The sequence below is a fragment of the Pseudomonas sp. MWU15-20650 genome, assembly GCF_023242475.1.
In the GTDB taxonomy this organism is placed as follows: Bacteria; Pseudomonadota; Gammaproteobacteria; order Pseudomonadales; family Pseudomonadaceae; genus Aquipseudomonas.
This window is the reverse complement of sequence record NZ_JALJFG010000001.1, coordinates 206,787-222,981: the sequence shown is the minus strand read 5'-3', so window position 1 is coordinate 222,981 and position 16,195 is coordinate 206,787. Positions and strand designations below refer to the sequence as shown.

At 60.2% G+C, this 16,195-nt stretch carries 14 protein-coding genes; 6 read left to right on the top strand and 8 right to left on the bottom strand.

All coding sequences use genetic code 11. The features are described 5' to 3' along the window. Positions 1 to 18: 18 nt before the first annotated feature. Positions 19 to 2,892, bottom strand: coding sequence for an EAL domain-containing protein (locus M5B43_RS01005; RefSeq protein ID WP_248748394.1), 2,874 nt, complete (start codon positions 2,890 to 2,892; stop codon positions 19 to 21). Positions 2,893 to 3,171: 279 nt separating this feature from the next. Here M5B43_RS01005 and uvrD point away from each other — a divergent pair, with 279 nt between their 5' ends. From uvrD to M5B43_RS00990, 3 genes are all read left to right on the top strand, one after another. Continuing rightward, positions 3,172 to 5,355 carry a DNA helicase II gene (uvrD, locus tag M5B43_RS01000; protein WP_248748393.1) on the top strand — a complete coding sequence of 728 codons (2,184 nt, stop codon included), beginning with the start codon at positions 3,172 to 3,174 and terminating at the stop codon, positions 5,353 to 5,355. A 346-nt stretch (positions 5,356 to 5,701) separates the two neighbouring features. Further along, complete coding sequence (locus tag M5B43_RS00995; protein ID WP_248748392.1) at positions 5,702 to 6,574, top strand: Tim44 domain-containing protein; 873 nt, start codon at positions 5,702 to 5,704, stop codon at positions 6,572 to 6,574. A gap of 135 nt (positions 6,575 to 6,709) precedes the next feature. After that, positions 6,710 to 7,117, top strand: coding sequence for an SMI1/KNR4 family protein (locus tag M5B43_RS00990; protein ID WP_017739032.1), 408 nt, complete (start codon positions 6,710 to 6,712; stop codon positions 7,115 to 7,117). A gap of 17 nt (positions 7,118 to 7,134) precedes the next feature. On the opposite strand, the gene M5B43_RS00985 is transcribed toward M5B43_RS00990, so the two are convergent. Continuing rightward, positions 7,135 to 8,898 (bottom strand): cation:proton antiporter, encoded by a 1,764-nt coding sequence (locus M5B43_RS00985; RefSeq protein ID WP_248748391.1) that lies wholly within the window; start codon positions 8,896 to 8,898, stop codon positions 7,135 to 7,137. Between the two features lie 291 nt (positions 8,899 to 9,189). Here M5B43_RS00985 and M5B43_RS00980 point away from each other — a divergent pair, with 291 nt between their 5' ends. Beyond that, the gene (locus M5B43_RS00980) at positions 9,190 to 9,675 is read left to right on the top strand and encodes an acyl-CoA thioesterase (RefSeq protein WP_248748390.1); all 486 of its coding nucleotides are present in this window, start codon (positions 9,190 to 9,192) and stop codon (positions 9,673 to 9,675) included. Positions 9,676 to 9,731: 56 nt separating this feature from the next. Here the strand turns inward: M5B43_RS00980 and pdxY are convergent, their stop codons facing one another. Continuing rightward, positions 9,732 to 10,604, bottom strand: a complete 873-nt coding sequence (pdxY, locus tag M5B43_RS00975) for a pyridoxal kinase PdxY (protein ID WP_248748389.1) — start codon at positions 10,602 to 10,604, stop codon at positions 9,732 to 9,734. A 117-nt stretch (positions 10,605 to 10,721) separates the two neighbouring features. Between pdxY and M5B43_RS00970 the strand changes: the two genes are divergently transcribed. After that, on the top strand, positions 10,722 to 11,117 hold the full coding sequence (locus M5B43_RS00970) for a DUF3301 domain-containing protein (RefSeq protein ID WP_248748388.1): 396 nt from the start codon (positions 10,722 to 10,724) through the stop codon (positions 11,115 to 11,117). Here the strand turns inward: M5B43_RS00970 and M5B43_RS00965 are convergent. Genes M5B43_RS00965 through dksA form a run of 4 tightly spaced genes read right to left on the bottom strand, consistent with a single transcriptional unit; the run spans position 11,111 to position 14,402 of the window. Continuing rightward, positions 11,111 to 12,073, bottom strand: coding sequence for a CobW family GTP-binding protein (locus tag M5B43_RS00965; RefSeq protein WP_248748387.1), 963 nt, complete (start codon positions 12,071 to 12,073; stop codon positions 11,111 to 11,113). The two genes, M5B43_RS00970 and M5B43_RS00965, sit on opposite strands and share 7 nt — an antisense overlap. A 44-nt stretch (positions 12,074 to 12,117) precedes the next feature. After that, entirely contained in the window at positions 12,118 to 12,762 is a 645-nt protein-coding gene (locus M5B43_RS00960) for a DUF1826 domain-containing protein (RefSeq protein WP_248748386.1), read from the bottom strand. Then, positions 12,762 to 13,970, bottom strand: coding sequence for a zinc metallochaperone GTPase ZigA (gene zigA, locus M5B43_RS00955; protein ID WP_248748385.1), 1,209 nt, complete (start codon positions 13,968 to 13,970; stop codon positions 12,762 to 12,764). The genes M5B43_RS00960 and zigA overlap by 1 nt, the downstream gene beginning before the upstream one ends. 27 nt (positions 13,971 to 13,997) lie before the next feature. Then, entirely contained in the window at positions 13,998 to 14,402 is a 405-nt protein-coding gene (gene dksA / locus M5B43_RS00950; protein ID WP_248748384.1) for an RNA polymerase-binding protein DksA, read from the bottom strand. Between the two features lie 126 nt (positions 14,403 to 14,528). Here dksA and M5B43_RS00945 point away from each other — a divergent pair, with 126 nt between their 5' ends. Beyond that, on the top strand, positions 14,529 to 14,897 hold the full coding sequence (locus tag M5B43_RS00945) for a glutamine synthetase (RefSeq protein ID WP_248748383.1): 369 nt from the start codon (positions 14,529 to 14,531) through the stop codon (positions 14,895 to 14,897). On the opposite strand, the gene M5B43_RS00940 is transcribed toward M5B43_RS00945, so the two are convergent. Then, positions 14,894 to 16,105, bottom strand: a complete 1,212-nt coding sequence (locus M5B43_RS00940) for an N-acetylmuramoyl-L-alanine amidase (RefSeq protein WP_248748382.1) — start codon at positions 16,103 to 16,105, stop codon at positions 14,894 to 14,896. The genes M5B43_RS00945 and M5B43_RS00940 overlap by 4 nt on opposite strands. Positions 16,106 to 16,195: the final 90 nt, after the last annotated feature.

Below are 16,195 nucleotides of genomic sequence, written 5' to 3'. Positions count from 1 at the left end.
CAGGCGGCCCCGGCGTCGCTAAGGAAAATCTGGTTTTTTCCTTAACAACTCTGCCAACCCTTCGGCCGGTATTGGCCGACTGATCAGATAGCCCTGAACCTCATCGCAACGCTCCCCCCGCAGGAAATCCAGTTGCTGCTGATCTTCCACGCCTTCGGCCACCACCTTGAGTGCAAGCCCATGGGCCATGGCGATGATTGCGCGGGTGATGGCCGCGTCCTCACGCCCCTGGCCCAGGCCACGGATGAAGGTTTGGTCGATCTTCACGTAATCCACCGGGATGCGCTTGAGATAACTGAGCGACGAGTAACCGGTGCCAAAGTCGTCGATGGCCAGCTTCACGCCCAGGTCGCGCAGTTGCTGGAAGGTGGCGATGATGTGTTCGACGCTGTCGAGCAACTGGCTTTCCGTCAGTTCCAACTCAAGGTACTGCGGATCCAGGCCGGTTTCTTCCAACACCTGGCGCACCAAGCTGACCAGCTTGCCTTGGCGCAACTGGTGAACCGACAGGTTCACCGACACCCGAATCGGCGCCAAGCCCTGGCGCTGCCATTCACACGCCTGCCAACACGCCTGGCGCAACACCAACTCGCCCAGCGGCACGATCAGGCCGGTCTCTTCGGCCAGGCCAATAAAGTCGCCCGGCGGCACCATGCCCCACTGCGGATGCTCCCAGCGGATCAGCGCCTCTGCAGCATTGAGCGTGCCGGTGGCCAGGCACAGTTTCGGCTGGTAGAACACCTGGAGCTGACGCTCATCAATGGCTTTACGCAGATGGTTTTCCAACTGCAAACGCTCCAGGGTGCTGGCTTGCAGGCTATCGGTGTAGAACTGGAAATTGTTACCGCCCAGGTGTTTGGCGTGCTGCATGGCCATATTCGATTGGCTGACCAGCGCGGAAATTTCCCGCGCGTTATCCGGCAGCAGGCTGACGCCCATCGAGGCACTGACCACCAGCTCATGCCCTTCGACCGTTACCGGCACGCGCAGCTTGGCCAGCAACCGCGTGGCTACTCGCGCCAGGCTCGACAGGTTGCCATAGGCGTCGAACAGCACGGCGAATTCATCACCGGACAGGCGCGCGATCGTGTCGGCTTCGGGCAGCGCGTTGATCAACCGGCGAGCCATTTTCTGCAACAGTTGGTCGGCCACTTCGTGGCCCAGGCTGTCATTGAGCAACTTGAAACGGTCCAGGTTGATATGCAACAGCGCCAGGCTGCGCCCGCCTTGGCGTACGCGCTGGTGAGCTTCGCGCAGCCGTTCGCGAAACAGCGAGCGGTTGGCCAGGCCGGTCAACTCATCGTAGTGGGTGAGGTAGCGCATACGCTCCTCGGATTCGCGGCGTGCCGATAGATCAGCGAAAAAGCCGACAATATGACTGACTTTTCCGCGAACATCGCGGACGACGCTCAGTTGCAGCCACTGTGGGTACAACTCGCCGTTCTTACGCGTCTCCACCAACTCCCCTTGCCAGGTCCCGTGGGCGAGCAGTGCCTGGCGGATCAGCGGGAAGTGGCGACGGGCATCACGGCTGCTGGGTAACTCCACCACGTTGCGGCCCAGCATGTCGTCAATCTCAAAGCCGGTGACGCGGCTGAAAGCCTGGTTGACGGCAATCAGCACGTAGTCCGGGTCAAGAATCACAATGCCCTCGCTGGCCGCCTCGAACACCGTCGACGCCAGGCGCTGCTGTTCCTCCAAAGCCTTACCGGCACTGATGTCGCGCCGTGTGCCAAGCATTCGCGTGACCCGTCCGCTCGGCGCCCGCTCTACCGCGCGACCACGGTCTTCAATCCACACCCAATGCCCATCGCCATGGCGTACCCGGTACTCCACCTGGTAGTCCTCGCTGCGACCCTTGAGGTGCTCCACCAGCGCCCGCTTGAGCAAGGGCAGGTCCTCAGGGTGCAGGCGTGGCTTGAGGTGGCTGAGCATCGCCGTAACGTATTCGGGCTCAAGGCCGAACAGCTCCTTGAGCTGGGTGTGGTGGACTTCGTCGGTTTGCAGGTTCCAGTCCCACAGGCCCAGTTCACTGGCTTGAAGGGCCATGGCCAGACGCGCTTCGCTTTTATTCAGGGCGAGGCTGGCGGCGTCCAATTCCTGGCTGCGTTGCGCCACCCGGTCTTGCAGGCCGATTTGGGCTTCACGCAGTTCCTGTTCAACTTGGCGGCGCTGCTCGACTTCACGCACCAGCTCCTGATTCAACTGCTCACTGCGCTGCTGCGCCTGCTGCAAATGCTCGATCAGGGCCTGGTTCTGGAAGCGTCGCAACAGCTCGCGCTGGGTCAGGCGGTTGACCTGCCACGCCACCAGACTCAAGGACGCCAGCAGGATCAGGCCAAGCACGCCCCAGCCCTGCTGCTGCGAGGCACCATTGCAAAACAGATAGACAATAACCGGCACCAGGCAGGGCAAGGCAAAGGACAGGAAGGCCGAAAAGCTCACAGCGTAGGCCACGCTGGCCGATAACGTCGCGGCACCGATCAGGCCAAACACCCAAGCCTGCTGCATAAAACTGTCCGTCGGTACCAAAGCGATCGCGGCAGTGGACAAGGTCAGGCCACTGACCGCCGAGCCGAGCATGAACATACGGCGCCAAACGGGTTGGGCCTGACGGCTGGGCATCGCCGAATCAAAGGCCGCCACCTGGATCACGCGCAGGGCCACCAGGGCCAGCAACCAGACCAGCCAGATGCTGTCGAGCAGGTATTGCTTGGGGTTCCACAGCAACCAGGCGCAGACCAGGCCATTGACCAACATCAATAATGTCGGCAGCAGTGAACCTTGATACAACAGGCGAGTGCGTTCGACCGCCAGCTCGGTTGCGTAATGTTTACGGATGACCTGCGCGGGCGCCACCGAGGGGCCAAACAGGTCGGGACTGAAGGTCATAGGCAATGTTCTTATAATGGTGAGCCCGAAACGTGGACGGAGCATACACAAGCAAACGCTTGGGCCAAACTGCCCCAAGTCATAAAAACCGTGCGGTTTTGCAGCACAAACTTCACCGCCAGACAGCTTGAGCTAGACACTGCGCGGCCTGTGGGACATGACCGACCGGTCATCACCCACGGTAGAATGTTTGCCCGGCCAGGATTGCGCAGAATGTTTTGCGGCGACCACCCGGCATTGGGATTTGCCCCACTCACGCCGGGGCCATAGAATGCGCCGATGCGCGATGATCTCTCTCTTTTGCTGAACTCCCTCAACGATGCCCAACGCCAGGCCGTAGCGGCCCCCGTTGGCCGTCAGTTGGTCCTGGCCGGTGCTGGCTCCGGTAAAACCCGAGTGCTGGTGCACCGTATCGCCTGGCTGATCCAGGTCGAAAACGCGTCCCCGCATTCCATCCTGTCGGTGACCTTCACCAACAAGGCCGCTGCCGAAATGCGCCATCGCATTGAGCAACTGATGGGCATCAGCCCGGCCGGCATGTGGGTGGGCACCTTCCACGGCCTGGCGCACCGCTTGTTGCGGGCGCATTGGCAGGAAGCGGGGTTGAGCCAGACCTTCCAGATTCTCGACAGCGACGACCAGCAACGCCTGGTCAAGCGCGTGATCCGCGAGCTGGGCCTCGACGAACAACGTTGGCCGGCGCGCCAGGCCCAATGGTTTATCAACGGCCAGAAAGACGAGGGCCTGCGTCCGCAACATATCCAGGCCAGCGGCGACCTGTTCCTGGCCACCATGCGCAGCATTTATGAAGCCTACGAGGCTGCCTGCGTGCGCGCCGGCGTCATCGACTTCTCCGAGCTGCTGCTGCGCGCCCTCGACCTGTGGCGTGACAACCCAGGTTTGCTGGCGCATTACCAGAAACGCTTCCGACATATCCTGGTGGACGAATTCCAGGACACCAACGCCGTGCAGTACGCCTGGTTGCGCCTGCTGGCCAAGGGCGGCGACAGCCTGATGGTGGTGGGCGATGACGACCAGTCGATCTACGGCTGGCGTGGCGCGAAAATCGAAAACATCTACCAGTACTCCGACGACTTCCCGGACGCGATCACCATCCGCCTGGAGCAGAACTACCGCTCCACCGCCGGCATCCTCAAGGCGGCTAACGCGCTGATCGCCAATAACACTGGGCGCATGGGCAAAGAGCTGTGGACCGACGGCGGCGAAGGCGAGGCGATCAACCTCTACGCGGCGTTCAATGAGCACGATGAAGCGCGCTACGTGGTGGAAACCATCGAAAGTGCGCTGAAAACCGGCCTGGCCCGCAGCGATATCGCGATCCTGTACCGCTCCAACGCCCAATCACGGGTGCTGGAAGAAGCCCTGCTGCGCGAGCGTATTCCGTACCGTATCTATGGCGGCCAGCGCTTCTTCGAACGTGCCGAAATCAAGAACGCCATGGCCTACCTGCGCTTGCTGGAAGGCCGTGGTAACGATGCGGCGCTGGAACGGGTGATCAATATCCCGGCCCGTGGCATCGGCGAAAAAACCGTTGAAGCGATTCGCGATCACGCCCGCCACGCGGATGTGTCGATGTGGGAGGCCATGCGCCTGCTGATCGCCAATAAGGGCCTGACTGGCCGGGCTGCCGGCGCGCTGGGTGCGTTTGTCGAGCTGATCGAAAACCTGGCCGCCAAGTGCGCCGAAATGCCCCTGCACCTGATGACCCAGACCGTGATCGAGCAGTCCGGGCTGATCGCCTACCACGAAGCGGAAAAAGGCGAGAAAGGCCAGGCCCGGGTAGAAAACCTTGAGGAACTGGTCAGTGCCGCCCGCGCCTTCGAAAACACCGAAGAAGACGAAGAGCTGACCCCCCTGGCCGCCTTCCTCGGCCATGCGTCGCTTGAGGCGGGTGATACCCAGGCCGATGAGCACGAAGACAGCATCCAACTGATGACCTTGCACAGCGCCAAGGGCCTGGAGTTTCCTTACGTGTTCCTGGTGGGCATGGAAGAGGGCCTGTTCCCCCACAAGATGAGCCTGGAAGAGCCCGGCCGCCTGGAGGAGGAGCGCCGCCTGGCCTACGTGGGCATTACCCGTGCCATGCAGAACCTGGTCATGACCTACGCCGAGACCCGACGCCTGTACGGCAGCGAGACCTACAACAAGGTGTCGCGCTTCGTACGTGAAGTGCCGAAGGGGTTGATTCAGGAAGTGCGCCTGTCAAACAGTGTCAGCCGCCCGTTCGGCGGTGGTCAGCAGCAGCATTCCAGCAGTATGTTTGCCGGTTCCGAAATTCCGGAAACGCCGTTCAGCCTGGGCCAACAGGTCAAGCATGCGATCTTCGGTGAAGGCGTGATCCTCAACTTCGAAGGCGCCGGCGCCCAGGCACGGGTGCAGGTGAACTTCGCCGAGGGCAGCAAGTGGCTGATGATGGGTTACGCGAAGCTCGAAGCGGTCTGAAACCACTTCTGTGGCGAGGGCGCTTGCTCCCGCTGGAGTGCGAAGCGCTCCCATTTTGGCCGTGCAGATCTATCAGGTAGACCGCGTTTGTCAGTCGAGGGCTGCTCCGCAGCCCAACGGGAACAAGGTCCCTCGTCACATACAGCCAGCATGATGAAACTGCGCGTTACATGAAGCTTGTTGGCCCGCCCTTGTTTTTTACGAGCGCGGGCCAATATCTGTAACACGTCCTACGGGCCATTCTGGATCGGTCTTACGCAAAAGCCCGAAACATTATGTCGCTAGCCACTGTCACGACACCTGTGCAACATGGCGCGCGTGCAATCCACAAATGGGAATTCCCTTTATGAAACGTTTTCTTAGCATCGCCATGGCGTTGTGCATCGGCCTGACGATGAGCCTCGACGCCAACGCCAAGCGCTTCGGTGGCGGCAAAAGCATGGGCTCGGCACCGACTCACCAGACCAGCCAAATGGCTCCAGCTGCCGGTGGCATGGGCGGTGCAGCGGCGACTGCAGGCGCAGCCGGTGCGGCTGGCGCTGCTGCCAAGGCCGGCGGTGCTTCGCGCTGGTTGGGCCCGCTGGCCGGTATCGCTGCCGGTGGCCTGCTCGCGTCCATGTTCATGGGCGGCGGCTTCCAGGGCATGCAGATCTTCGACATCCTGATCATGGCGGTCATCGCCTTTGTGATCTTCCGCTTTATTGCCGCCCGTCGGCGCAAGCAACAGGAGCACATGGCTCCCGCCGGCGCGCCGATGCAGCGTGAAGTGTTCGAGCAAAAACCGGCCATGGGTTCGATCTTCGGTGGTTCGGCTGCGCCTGCTGCCGCCCGTCCGGTCATCAACGCGCCGGCCTGGTTCAATGAAGAGCGCTTCGTCGAAGCGGCCCGCGGCCACTTCCAGGCCCTGCAGCAGCATTGGGACGCCAACGAAATGGACAAGATCGCCGAGTTCGTGACCCCGCAATTGCTCGAGTTCCTCAAGCGCGAACGCGCCGAGATTGGTGATGCATTCCAGTCGACTTACATCGACGACCTGCGTGTACAGCTGGACGGTGTGGATGACCGCGCCGACAAGACCATCGCCACCCTGACCTTCAGCGGCGTGTCGAAGACCTCGCGTTTCGACCAGGGCGAAGTGTTCAGCGAAAGCTGGAACATGGAACGTCCGCAAGGCGAGAACCAGCCTTGGCTGGTTGCCGGTATCCGCCAGAACGGCTGATAACCGCACGCTTGAGCACTTGGTAACAAAAACCCCGGACATGTTCCGGGGTTTTCTATTTCACGGTTGCACTTATAGCGAGCTACTGTATAAAACGCCCTATTAACCGCGCCAACTAGCAAGAGGATCCCGGCCGTGGAAGAAATCATCGAACAATTGCGTGAAGCCAACGAACCGGTCCCGGTTCCTCTGGAGCTGCCTGACGAAGACCAACTGGTGGAAATCGAAGAACAACTGTTCATCGACATCCCCTTTGTCTTCCGCGAATTCCTGCTGACCGTCAGCGACGTGGTGTACGGCAGCCTGGAGCCGGTGACCGTCACCGACCCGCAATCCCACACCTACCTGCCGGACGTTGCCGCCAACGCCTGGGATGCCGGTGTTGACCGCAGCATGATCCCGATCTGCCAGGACGGCGACGACTACTACTGCGTCGAGGAAGACGGCACTGTGGTGCTGTGGTCCGGCGAAGAAGAGCTCGTGACCGAAGAAACCTGGGAATCGGTATGGCACTGGGCGCGGGACGTCTGGCTGGAAAGCTGAACCCCACGCCCCAGCCTTTAGTGCTCCGGCGTATCCTTGTGGTTGTCCAGGGTCTCCAGCAAGGCAACCTGCATCCGCGTATGCACGCGGATGAACCACCGCCAGAGCACGGCCGCCACCGCTGCCGTGACCACAGCGATGAGTACCAGCAACTTGTTGGTCGGCAGAATACTGGCCGACAAGGCTGCCAGGAGCAGGAAGATCATCAGTAGCGAGAGAATGGGGATCAACTCGGCGATCACCCGGCGCACACGCTGGGTATGCCGCCCAGCCATTTCCGGCTTGACGCTCATCTGCGCCAGCAACATCGACAATGCCTTGAGCTTGCGGTAGGCCGCGATCAGGAACGGCAACGACAACAGCAGCGCCCCGCCCCAAATCAGTGCCTTCTGCCAGCTTGGATCACTGATCCAACCCTCCAGATACCCGCCGATACGTACCGCGAAAAAGCTGCCGGCGAAGAAAATCGCGATCACCAACGCCAGGTTCACCCCCACTTGCAGGATGATCTTGCGAATCATCGACGCCAGCATCGCGCCCTCGCCTTGCGGCTGGATACTGCGCAGCCATTCGCCATACATCCCGAATACCCGGCTCAAGCGCTTGGGCATCACCGCCGCAATCTTCAACGACAGCGGGTCAGCCCCACGAATCAGGTATGGCGTGAGCAGGGTCGTAATCGCCGAAACGGCCACCGCTACCGGATACAAGAAGTCACTGGTCACCTGCAACGTCATGCCAAGCGCCGCGATGATGAAGGAAAACTCACCAATCTGTGAAAGCCCCATGCCGACGCGCAGTGAGGTGCGACCATCGTTGCCGGCGATAAAAGCGCCCAGGCCACAGGACAGCATTTTGCCCAGCACCACGGCCACGGTGATCACCGCAATCGGCCAGGCGTATTGCAGCAAGATCTGCGGGTCGATCATCAAGCCAATGGCGACAAAGAAAATCGCACTGAACATGTCGCGAACCGGCTCGATCAACCGCTCGATCTTAATCAACTGCCGGGATTCAGCCATGATCGCGCCGATCAAGAAGGCCCCGAGTACCATGCTGTATTCCAGTTTCACCACCAGCAGGCAGAAGCCGAAACACAGGCCCAACACGGTGATCAGCAGCATCTCGTTACTGTCGAACTTGGCCACATAAGCCAGCAGCCGCGGCACTAGCAAAATGCCAATCACCAGCGCGACGATCATGAACAGCGAGAGCTTGCCGACGGTAGAAAACACCTCGCCGGAGCTGACCGAGCCACTGACGGCGATGCTCGACAGCAAGGCAATGATGCCGATGCCCAGGATGTCCTCGACGATCAGCACACCAAAAATCAGCTGGGCAAAGCGTTGGTTCTTCATCTTCAGGTCGTTGAGGGCCTTGACGATGATGGTGGTGGAGGAGATCGCCAGGATCGCGCCGAGGAACAATGAGTCCATGGTGTTCCAGTCGAACCAGCGGCCAATTTCGTAGCCGATCCAGATCATCAGGATGATTTCCAGGAAGGCTGCGATAAACGCCGTGGCACCCACCTTGAACAACTTGCGCAGGCTGAACTCCAGGCCCAGGCAGAACATCAGGAAGATCACCCCCAGCTCGGCAAGGGTCTTGATGGTGTCTTCATCGTGGATCAGGCCGAAGGGTGGGGTATGAGGGCCGATGATAAAGCCGGCGACGATGTAGCCCAGCACCACCGGCTGCTTGAGGCGGTGAAACAGGATGGTCACAACCCCTGCCACCAGCATGATCACGGCCAAGTCCTGGATAAAGCTGATGGCGTGCATGGCAAGGGGCTCCTTGAGGGTACTGGCGCTTTTCCCACTTCCGCCCGCGCCTTGAATGATCACAAAGAGTGGAAGGAAAAGTCGGTCTTAATCGTAAGAAATGCCCTGAGATGGGCTTTTGAAGGTTAACACCGCGACTTCCAGCGGAAAGCCGGTGCAATATATGGAAACAGATCGGTGTACGCGTGACGGCAAGCTGCCCACCGGCGTCCCGTTAGGGATGGCGCTGCAAAGATTTCAGCACCCGCAGAGGTGCCTCCCCAACTGATGCCTACAACCCGTGAGTGTGCTATGGAACCCGGAAACGCCCAGCTGTCGATGACGGTATTGATGACCCCTGACATGGCCAACTTCTCAGGCAATGTCCACGGTGGCACCCTGCTCAAATACCTCGACGAAGTGGCCTACGCCTGCGCAAGCCGTTATGCCGGCCGCTATGTTGTGACATTGTCGGTAGACCAGGTGATCTTTCGCGAGCCGATCCATGTGGGTGAACTGGTGACGTTCCTGGCGTCGGTCAACTACACCGGTAATACGTCGATGGAAGTGGGCATCAAGGTGGTGACCGAGAACATCCGCGAGCGCTCGGTGCGCCACACCAACAGCTGCTTCTTCACCATGGTGGCCGTGGACGAACAGCGCAAACCCGCCGCCGTACCGCCGCTGCAGCCGCAGAACAGCGAAGACAAGCGCCGGTTTGTGCAAGCCCAGCAGCGTCGGCAGATTCGCCAGGAGCTGGAAAAACGCTACCGGGAAATCAAAGACGAAGCCCCGTAGAGCCCAAACCCAATGTGGGAGGGGGAAAGCCCCCTCCCACATTGGGTTATATGTATTTACAGATCGATGGGTGTTGCTTCGAAGCGCACACGGGGATGGGCAATGCGATCCTGGGCGCGTACCAGTTCCAGCTCATAGCTGGCGCAGGCTTGGGTTTCCAGCAACACCTCATGCACCGCCGCAGCCGTGAACTCAAAGGCCGCCAACAGGCTATCGCCCAGCAGCACCCGCGCCAGAAACAGCCCCGACGTCAGGTCACCCACACCCACCGGCTGACGCGGGAACGCCAGCAGTGGCCGGCGCAGGTGCCAGCTACCGTCAGCGGTCACCAACAGCATCTCGAAACCATCCGGGAGCTTGCCCGGGTAATCCAGGTGCTTGACCAGCACCGCCTTGGGCCCGCGCACCAACAACGCTTTGGCCATCGAAAGGCAATCGAACAGCGATTGCGGCTTGCGCCCGGCGAAGCTGTCGAGCTCCAGTTGGTTGGGGCATAGGAAATCCGCCAGGCCGGCCGCTTCATCCAACAGGAAATCGCTGACCTCCTGCGGCACGATGCAGCCCTTTTCCGGGTGGCCCATCACCGGGTCGCACAAGTACAGAGCCTTGGGGTTGATCGCCTTGATGCGCGCCACACCGGTGAGGATTGCACGGCCTTGGTCCGCACTGCCAAGGTAGCCGGAGAGCACCGCATCGCAATTACCCAACTCGCCAATCGCGGCAATACCTTCTACCAACGCCGGAATTTGCTGCGGCGCCAACACTTCGCCCGCCCACTGTCCATACTGAGTGTGGTTGGAAAATTGCACCGTGTTCAGCGGCCAGACGTTCACCCCGACCCGCTGCATGGGGAACACGGCGGCGCTGTTTCCGGCGTGGCCAAAGACCACATGAGACTGGATCGCAAGCAGATGGGGCGTACGTTTCATGCTGGAAATTTCCATAAAGCCATTGAAATTCTGGCTGCGCAGTATGCGACTAAACACAGCCTGTACGACAGACCGGCGACACAGTTAAGCTGCTCTCACTTTGTTGGAGTTCATCGCATGCTGACCCTGGGAAACATCTTCGTGTTGATGCTGCTGGCGACCGGCGCCGCCTGGGTTTGGCACAACCACGGCTTGCGCGAACGGGCGCTGGAGCGGGTCAAACAGCATTGCGCCAAGCTGGACATCGAGCTGCTCGACGGCGCAGTGGCGTTGAAACGCATCGGTTTCGTCAAGGACGCCAATGGCCGTCGGCGCCTGGCACGTATCTATAACTTTGAGTTCACCGTGACCGGGGAAACCCGCCACCCTGGGACTATCACTCAGTTCGGCGCCCACAGCGCACAGATCGAACTGGCGCCCTACCCGTTCGAGATCAAGACGCCGCTGCCCAGTGCCGAGATCATCGAGCTTAGCCAGTGGCGCCAGGACCACGCTACCAAGAACCGTCACTGACGGCAGGCGGCCAGCGCGCGCTGCAACGCGGCCACGTCCTGTGGCTCGCTGAAAATCAATTCGATACGTGAGTCGCGGCGCCATTCGCTGGGTTGCCAGGCGATGGTGCTGTTATCCACAGCATTGGCGGACAACCAGCCGGCGGTGCTGTGGATAACCAGTTTGGCACGGCGCCATTCAAGACTTTTTAACCAGTGATGCAGGCGCTGCGTATCGAATTGCTGGCTTGGGTGCCAGCGCCAACCCATACTCCAGCCCCCTTCTTGAGCCTGGTTCAGGCAGATTGGCAAGCCGGGGTCGCTCCAGATCGCCGGCATCTGCGCCAAGCTCGTAGGCACGTCAAAGTTATCCACAGCGGCCGCGGCTTTGCTATCGAGCCCCGGCAACTGTGCGAGCGGCAATTGTGCCTCTCGGGTCCAGTACAACGGGCAGTCAGGTAACTGCCGTTCAATGGCCTGGCGTTGCGCGGCATTGAGCAACTCATCTTTGTTCAAGACCACTAGCCCCGCACTGGCCAACGTCTCACGTTGCGCTTCAGGCACGGCTTTGCCCGCCGCCAGCGCCTGGGCGTCCAGTACCAGCACGCACGGCTGAACCGCGAGTACGTTTTGCCAGGGTGCACTTCGCAGTTGCTTGAGCAACTGCGCAGGATGGCCCAAACCCGACGGCTCGATAAATAGCCGGTCTGGTCGGGCTTTACGTAACAAACGACCCAGTCCTACCTGGAACGGTGCACCATTCACACAGCACAGGCAGCCACCTGCGACCTCGCCCAAGGCAATACCGTCGTCTGCTCGGGTGAGTAGCGCGGCGTCCAGGCCGATTTGCCCAAATTCGTTGATCAGCACGGCCCAGCGCTCGTTGGCCGGGCGCTGGGCAAGCAGATGCTTGATCAGGCTGGTCTTGCCGGCACCCAAAGGCCCGGCAATGACGTGGGTAGGAATGTTCTGCAGCATTAGAGGCATCATTCAGGCCGTGTAGAGAGCTTGATCCTACCCGGTTATGCCAGCCAATCCAGTGTCAGGATCAACCGCCGTTCATCGGCCTTGAGTGCTGGCGAGCGGTGAATCAAGCCATGTCCTTCGTTGCCATGCCATTTCGTGCCCTTGAGCAAGGCCACTTCACCACAGTGGATTTGCTCGATACGCTCGGTGGGTTCCGCCGCAGGCTGGCTTAGTTTGCGGCGGTCCATCACGCCTTCGCGTAGCCACTGGCTACCGATACCCGCGTAGGTGGTGATCAGCCGAACCGGCACATGGTCGACGTGAAAACGCGGGCACATGGCCTTGTCCAACAGCCGCAAACGCACGCCAACACGCTTGGCGCCGAGCAGGCAGGCGAAAGCGCTGACCAGCCACGAAACATCGGCGATAAAGCCTTCATAACCTTCAAGATCGCGGCAACTGGCTGCCAAGCCCTGCAAGTTCGGCTCAGCATCTTCGCTGTTCAGTTCGATGACCAATGATTCGGCCAACGGCTCATTGAGTGCCACCAGCAAAGCGCCGAATTCGGCGATGTGCAGGGGCAATTGCCGTTGCCACAGCGCCAGGTTGACACCATCTTCGAGGATGTCGGACAACGCCAGCGGGGTTTCACCACGAGTCTGGCGGATCACGGGGCGCAGCGGGATAACCGGGGCCAGCATCAAGCCGCTGCCTCCTCATGCCAAGGGCCGAAAGGGTCGGCCAGCAAGCGCCAACCTTCGACGCCAAGAGCCATTTCTTCATCGGTCAGCAAGCACGCGTCGAGCTCGGCACGCATCTGCGAGAAGTCGATGTTTTGGCCAATGAACACCAATTCCTGGCGGCAGTCACCGGTGCTCAGTTGCCAGTTGCCCATGATCGCTGCAACGCTCTCTTCGTCCTGAGGCCATTGGCTTTTCGGTACAAAGCGCCACCAACGTCCGGCGAAACCATGGCGCATCAAGCCACCGGCCTGGGACCAACTGCCAGCGTCCTGGGGTTTGCTGGCCAACCAGAAAAAGCCCTTGGAACGCAGCAGCTTGCCGTTCACCCACGGGCGGTCGATAAAATCAAAAAAGCGCTGTGGGTGGAATGGGCGACGCGCACGGTAAGCGGTGGAAGCGATGCCGTACTCTTGCGTTTCCGGCACATGCTTACCGCGCAACTCCTGCAGCCATCCCGGTGCTTGGGCGGCGCGCTCAAAATCGAAGCGGCCGGTGTTGAGGATCTTGTTCAGCGGTACTTCACCCATGACCATCGGGATGATTTGCGCCTGAGCGTTGAGGCGCTCCAGGATCGCCGTCAATTCTTCGCGCTCGCGACTGCTGATCAAGTCGATCTTGCTGATCAGGATGACGTCGGCGAATTCAATCTGCTCAATCAACAGGTCGGTAATCGAGCGCTCATCCTCTTCCCCCAGGGTTTCCCCGCGTGTGGCCAGGCTTTCAGCAGCCTGGTAGTCGAGCAGAAAGTTCATGCCATCGACCACGGTGACCATGGTGTCCAGGCGCGCGATATCAGCCAGGCTCTGCTCGTTTTCATCGCGGAAGGTGAAGGTTTCGGCCACGGGCAAGGGTTCTGAAATACCGGTGGATTCGATCAGCAGGTAATCGAACCGTCCCTCTTTGGCGAGTTTTCCGACTTCCTCAAGCAAGTCTTCACGCAAGGTGCAGCAAATGCAGCCGTTGCTCATTTCCACCAGTTTTTCTTCGGAGCGATTGAGCGTGACGTCACGCTGTACCTCGCTGCCGTCGATATTGATTTCACTCATGTCGTTGACGATCACGGCGACCCGCAGGTTGTCGCGGTTGCGCAGGACGTAGTTGAGCAGCGTACTTTTACCGGCGCCGAGAAAGCCGGACAACACGGTCACGGGGAGACGATTGGGCATCAGGTATTCCTCATCAGGGTTGGCCGGTCAAACTGCCCGTTTATGGCGTTCGCGCAGCTCTTCGCGTTCTTTGGCTTCGATACACAGGGTGGCGGTAGGACGCAGCAGCAGGCGTTGTAGGCCAATAGCCTCACCGGTTTCACGGCACCAGCCGTATTCGCCGTGGGCCAGCAGTTCAAGCGCGTCGTCAATCTTGTCCAACAGCTTCTTTTCCCGCTCCAGCAGGCGCAGTTGCCATTGGCGCTGTTCTTCGGCACTGCCGATGTCTGCCGGGTCGCTGTTGATTTCCTGCTCGCGCAGCACCAGGAACTCGGCTTCGATGCGCGCTTGCAGTTCATAACGCTGACTCAGCAGCAGCGCGCGGAAGAAGCCCTGCTGGGCTTCGTTCATGTAGTCGGCGGGTGGTTGGGCCAGGAGTTCTTGTTCAGTCATGGGAAACGGTTCACGGGTCAGGCTGTGCATCAATGTTATAGTATAACAATACAAATAAGCCAATCCCCCTTGCTCGTCGCGACGAAGGGCGCAATGCTTGCTCGCCTCCCAACCCCGAGAAACCCGATGAAATATCTGTTGTGCGCCCTGTTTTTGGCAGCGGCAGGCCCCGCCTGCGCCCAGACTCCCAGCCTGCTGGCCAACTGCACGCGCAGCGCCAACCTGTTGGCCTGTGTGGATCCGCTGGGGAACGCCTATAGCGTGGCGACCGTCGGCAGCACCACGTATTTGCGAGGTTTCGAGGTGAACGGCAAACGCTATTGGGCACAGACCAACAGCCGCTATGGGCAACTGACGTTCTTTACCGGGTTGGCATCGGATGGTGAGGCGTGGGTCGGCTATACGCGGCGCGTAGGCTGGACCACCCTCAACCGGTTTTCCAGCTCAGGCGGGGCCAGCGCCAAGTTCACGTGCAGCCGTATAACCGGCTGTTAGACCTGGCTGTTCTTCTGTTCCTGGACCCACGCCATGTAACTGTTCATCGGCGGATTCTTCTGGAAGTAATTTTTCAGCCCGTCGAAAAGACCATCCGCCACCGCCTGTTGATGACGCGCAGTCACCAATCGCTGGGCGTCTCGGGTATTGGAGATAAACCCGGTTTCCACCAGGATCGACGGTACGTCCGGAGATTTGAGCACCGCAAAACCGGCCTGCTCCACTCGCTTCTGATGCAGGCTGGTGATGCTTTGCAGGCTGCCTAACACCGAGCTGCCCAGTTGCAAGCTGGAGGCGATGGTCGCGTTCATCGACATGTCGAGAATCACCCCAGCCAACATGGGGTCCTTGTCCTTGAGATTGAGCAGCGTGGTGGCGCCCAGCAGGTCCGCGCCGTTTTCGCGCTGCGCCATGAAGCGCGCAGTGGCGGAAGTTGCGCCGCCTTCAGACAGCGCATACACCGAGGCCCCTGATGCGGTGAGCCGTGGCGCGGCGTCGGCATGCACCGAGATGAACATGTCGGCCTTGTGCTGACGGGCAATGTCCACGCGTTTGCGCAAAGGCACGAAGAAGTCGTCGTTACGCACCAGCTTTACGTCAAAGCCCTTTTCACGCTTCAAGCGTTTGGCCAGCAACTGGGCAATCGACAGCACCACGTCTTTTTCGCGCTGCCCCTTGGAGCCGATGGCGCCTGGATCTTTACCGCCGTGGCCGGGGTCGACGACCACGATGATGTCGCGCTTGGGATGCGCCTTGTCCACCGGAACTGCCAATGGCGCTGCTTGAGCGGCGATTACACGAGGTGCGTGTGTAGCACTGGTCAGGTCCAGCACCAGGCGATGGCCCTGACCAGCCTGGGGTGGCAATAAAAAGCTGTTGAGCTGCATGGGCGCGCTCAGGTCCAGCACGATTCGGGTGTCGCTCTTGCCGAAATGCCCCGAGCGAATCGAGGTAATCCCACTGCCCTTCAGCACAAGCTGGGAAAAGTCGCCACTGAGCCCGGCGCCACTGAGGTCAATGATCACGCGTTCAGGTGAGGTCAGGGAAAAGGTTTTGTATTGCACTGGGCCGCTGAGGTCGAACACCAGTCGCAACTTATCGTCCGAGCGCCACAGGCGGGCATTACGAATCTGCGTGGCGTGGGCCCCCAACGGTAGGGTGAACAAGGGGCTGAACAGCAGAAGGTTGAGAAGCTGACGTCTGTGCATGACATATACCGCAAATAAAGGAGCGTCCCTGCTCGACATGACTGAAGAAAGGCTGGAGCAGAAAAATCATCGTCGACTCAATAGTTATAA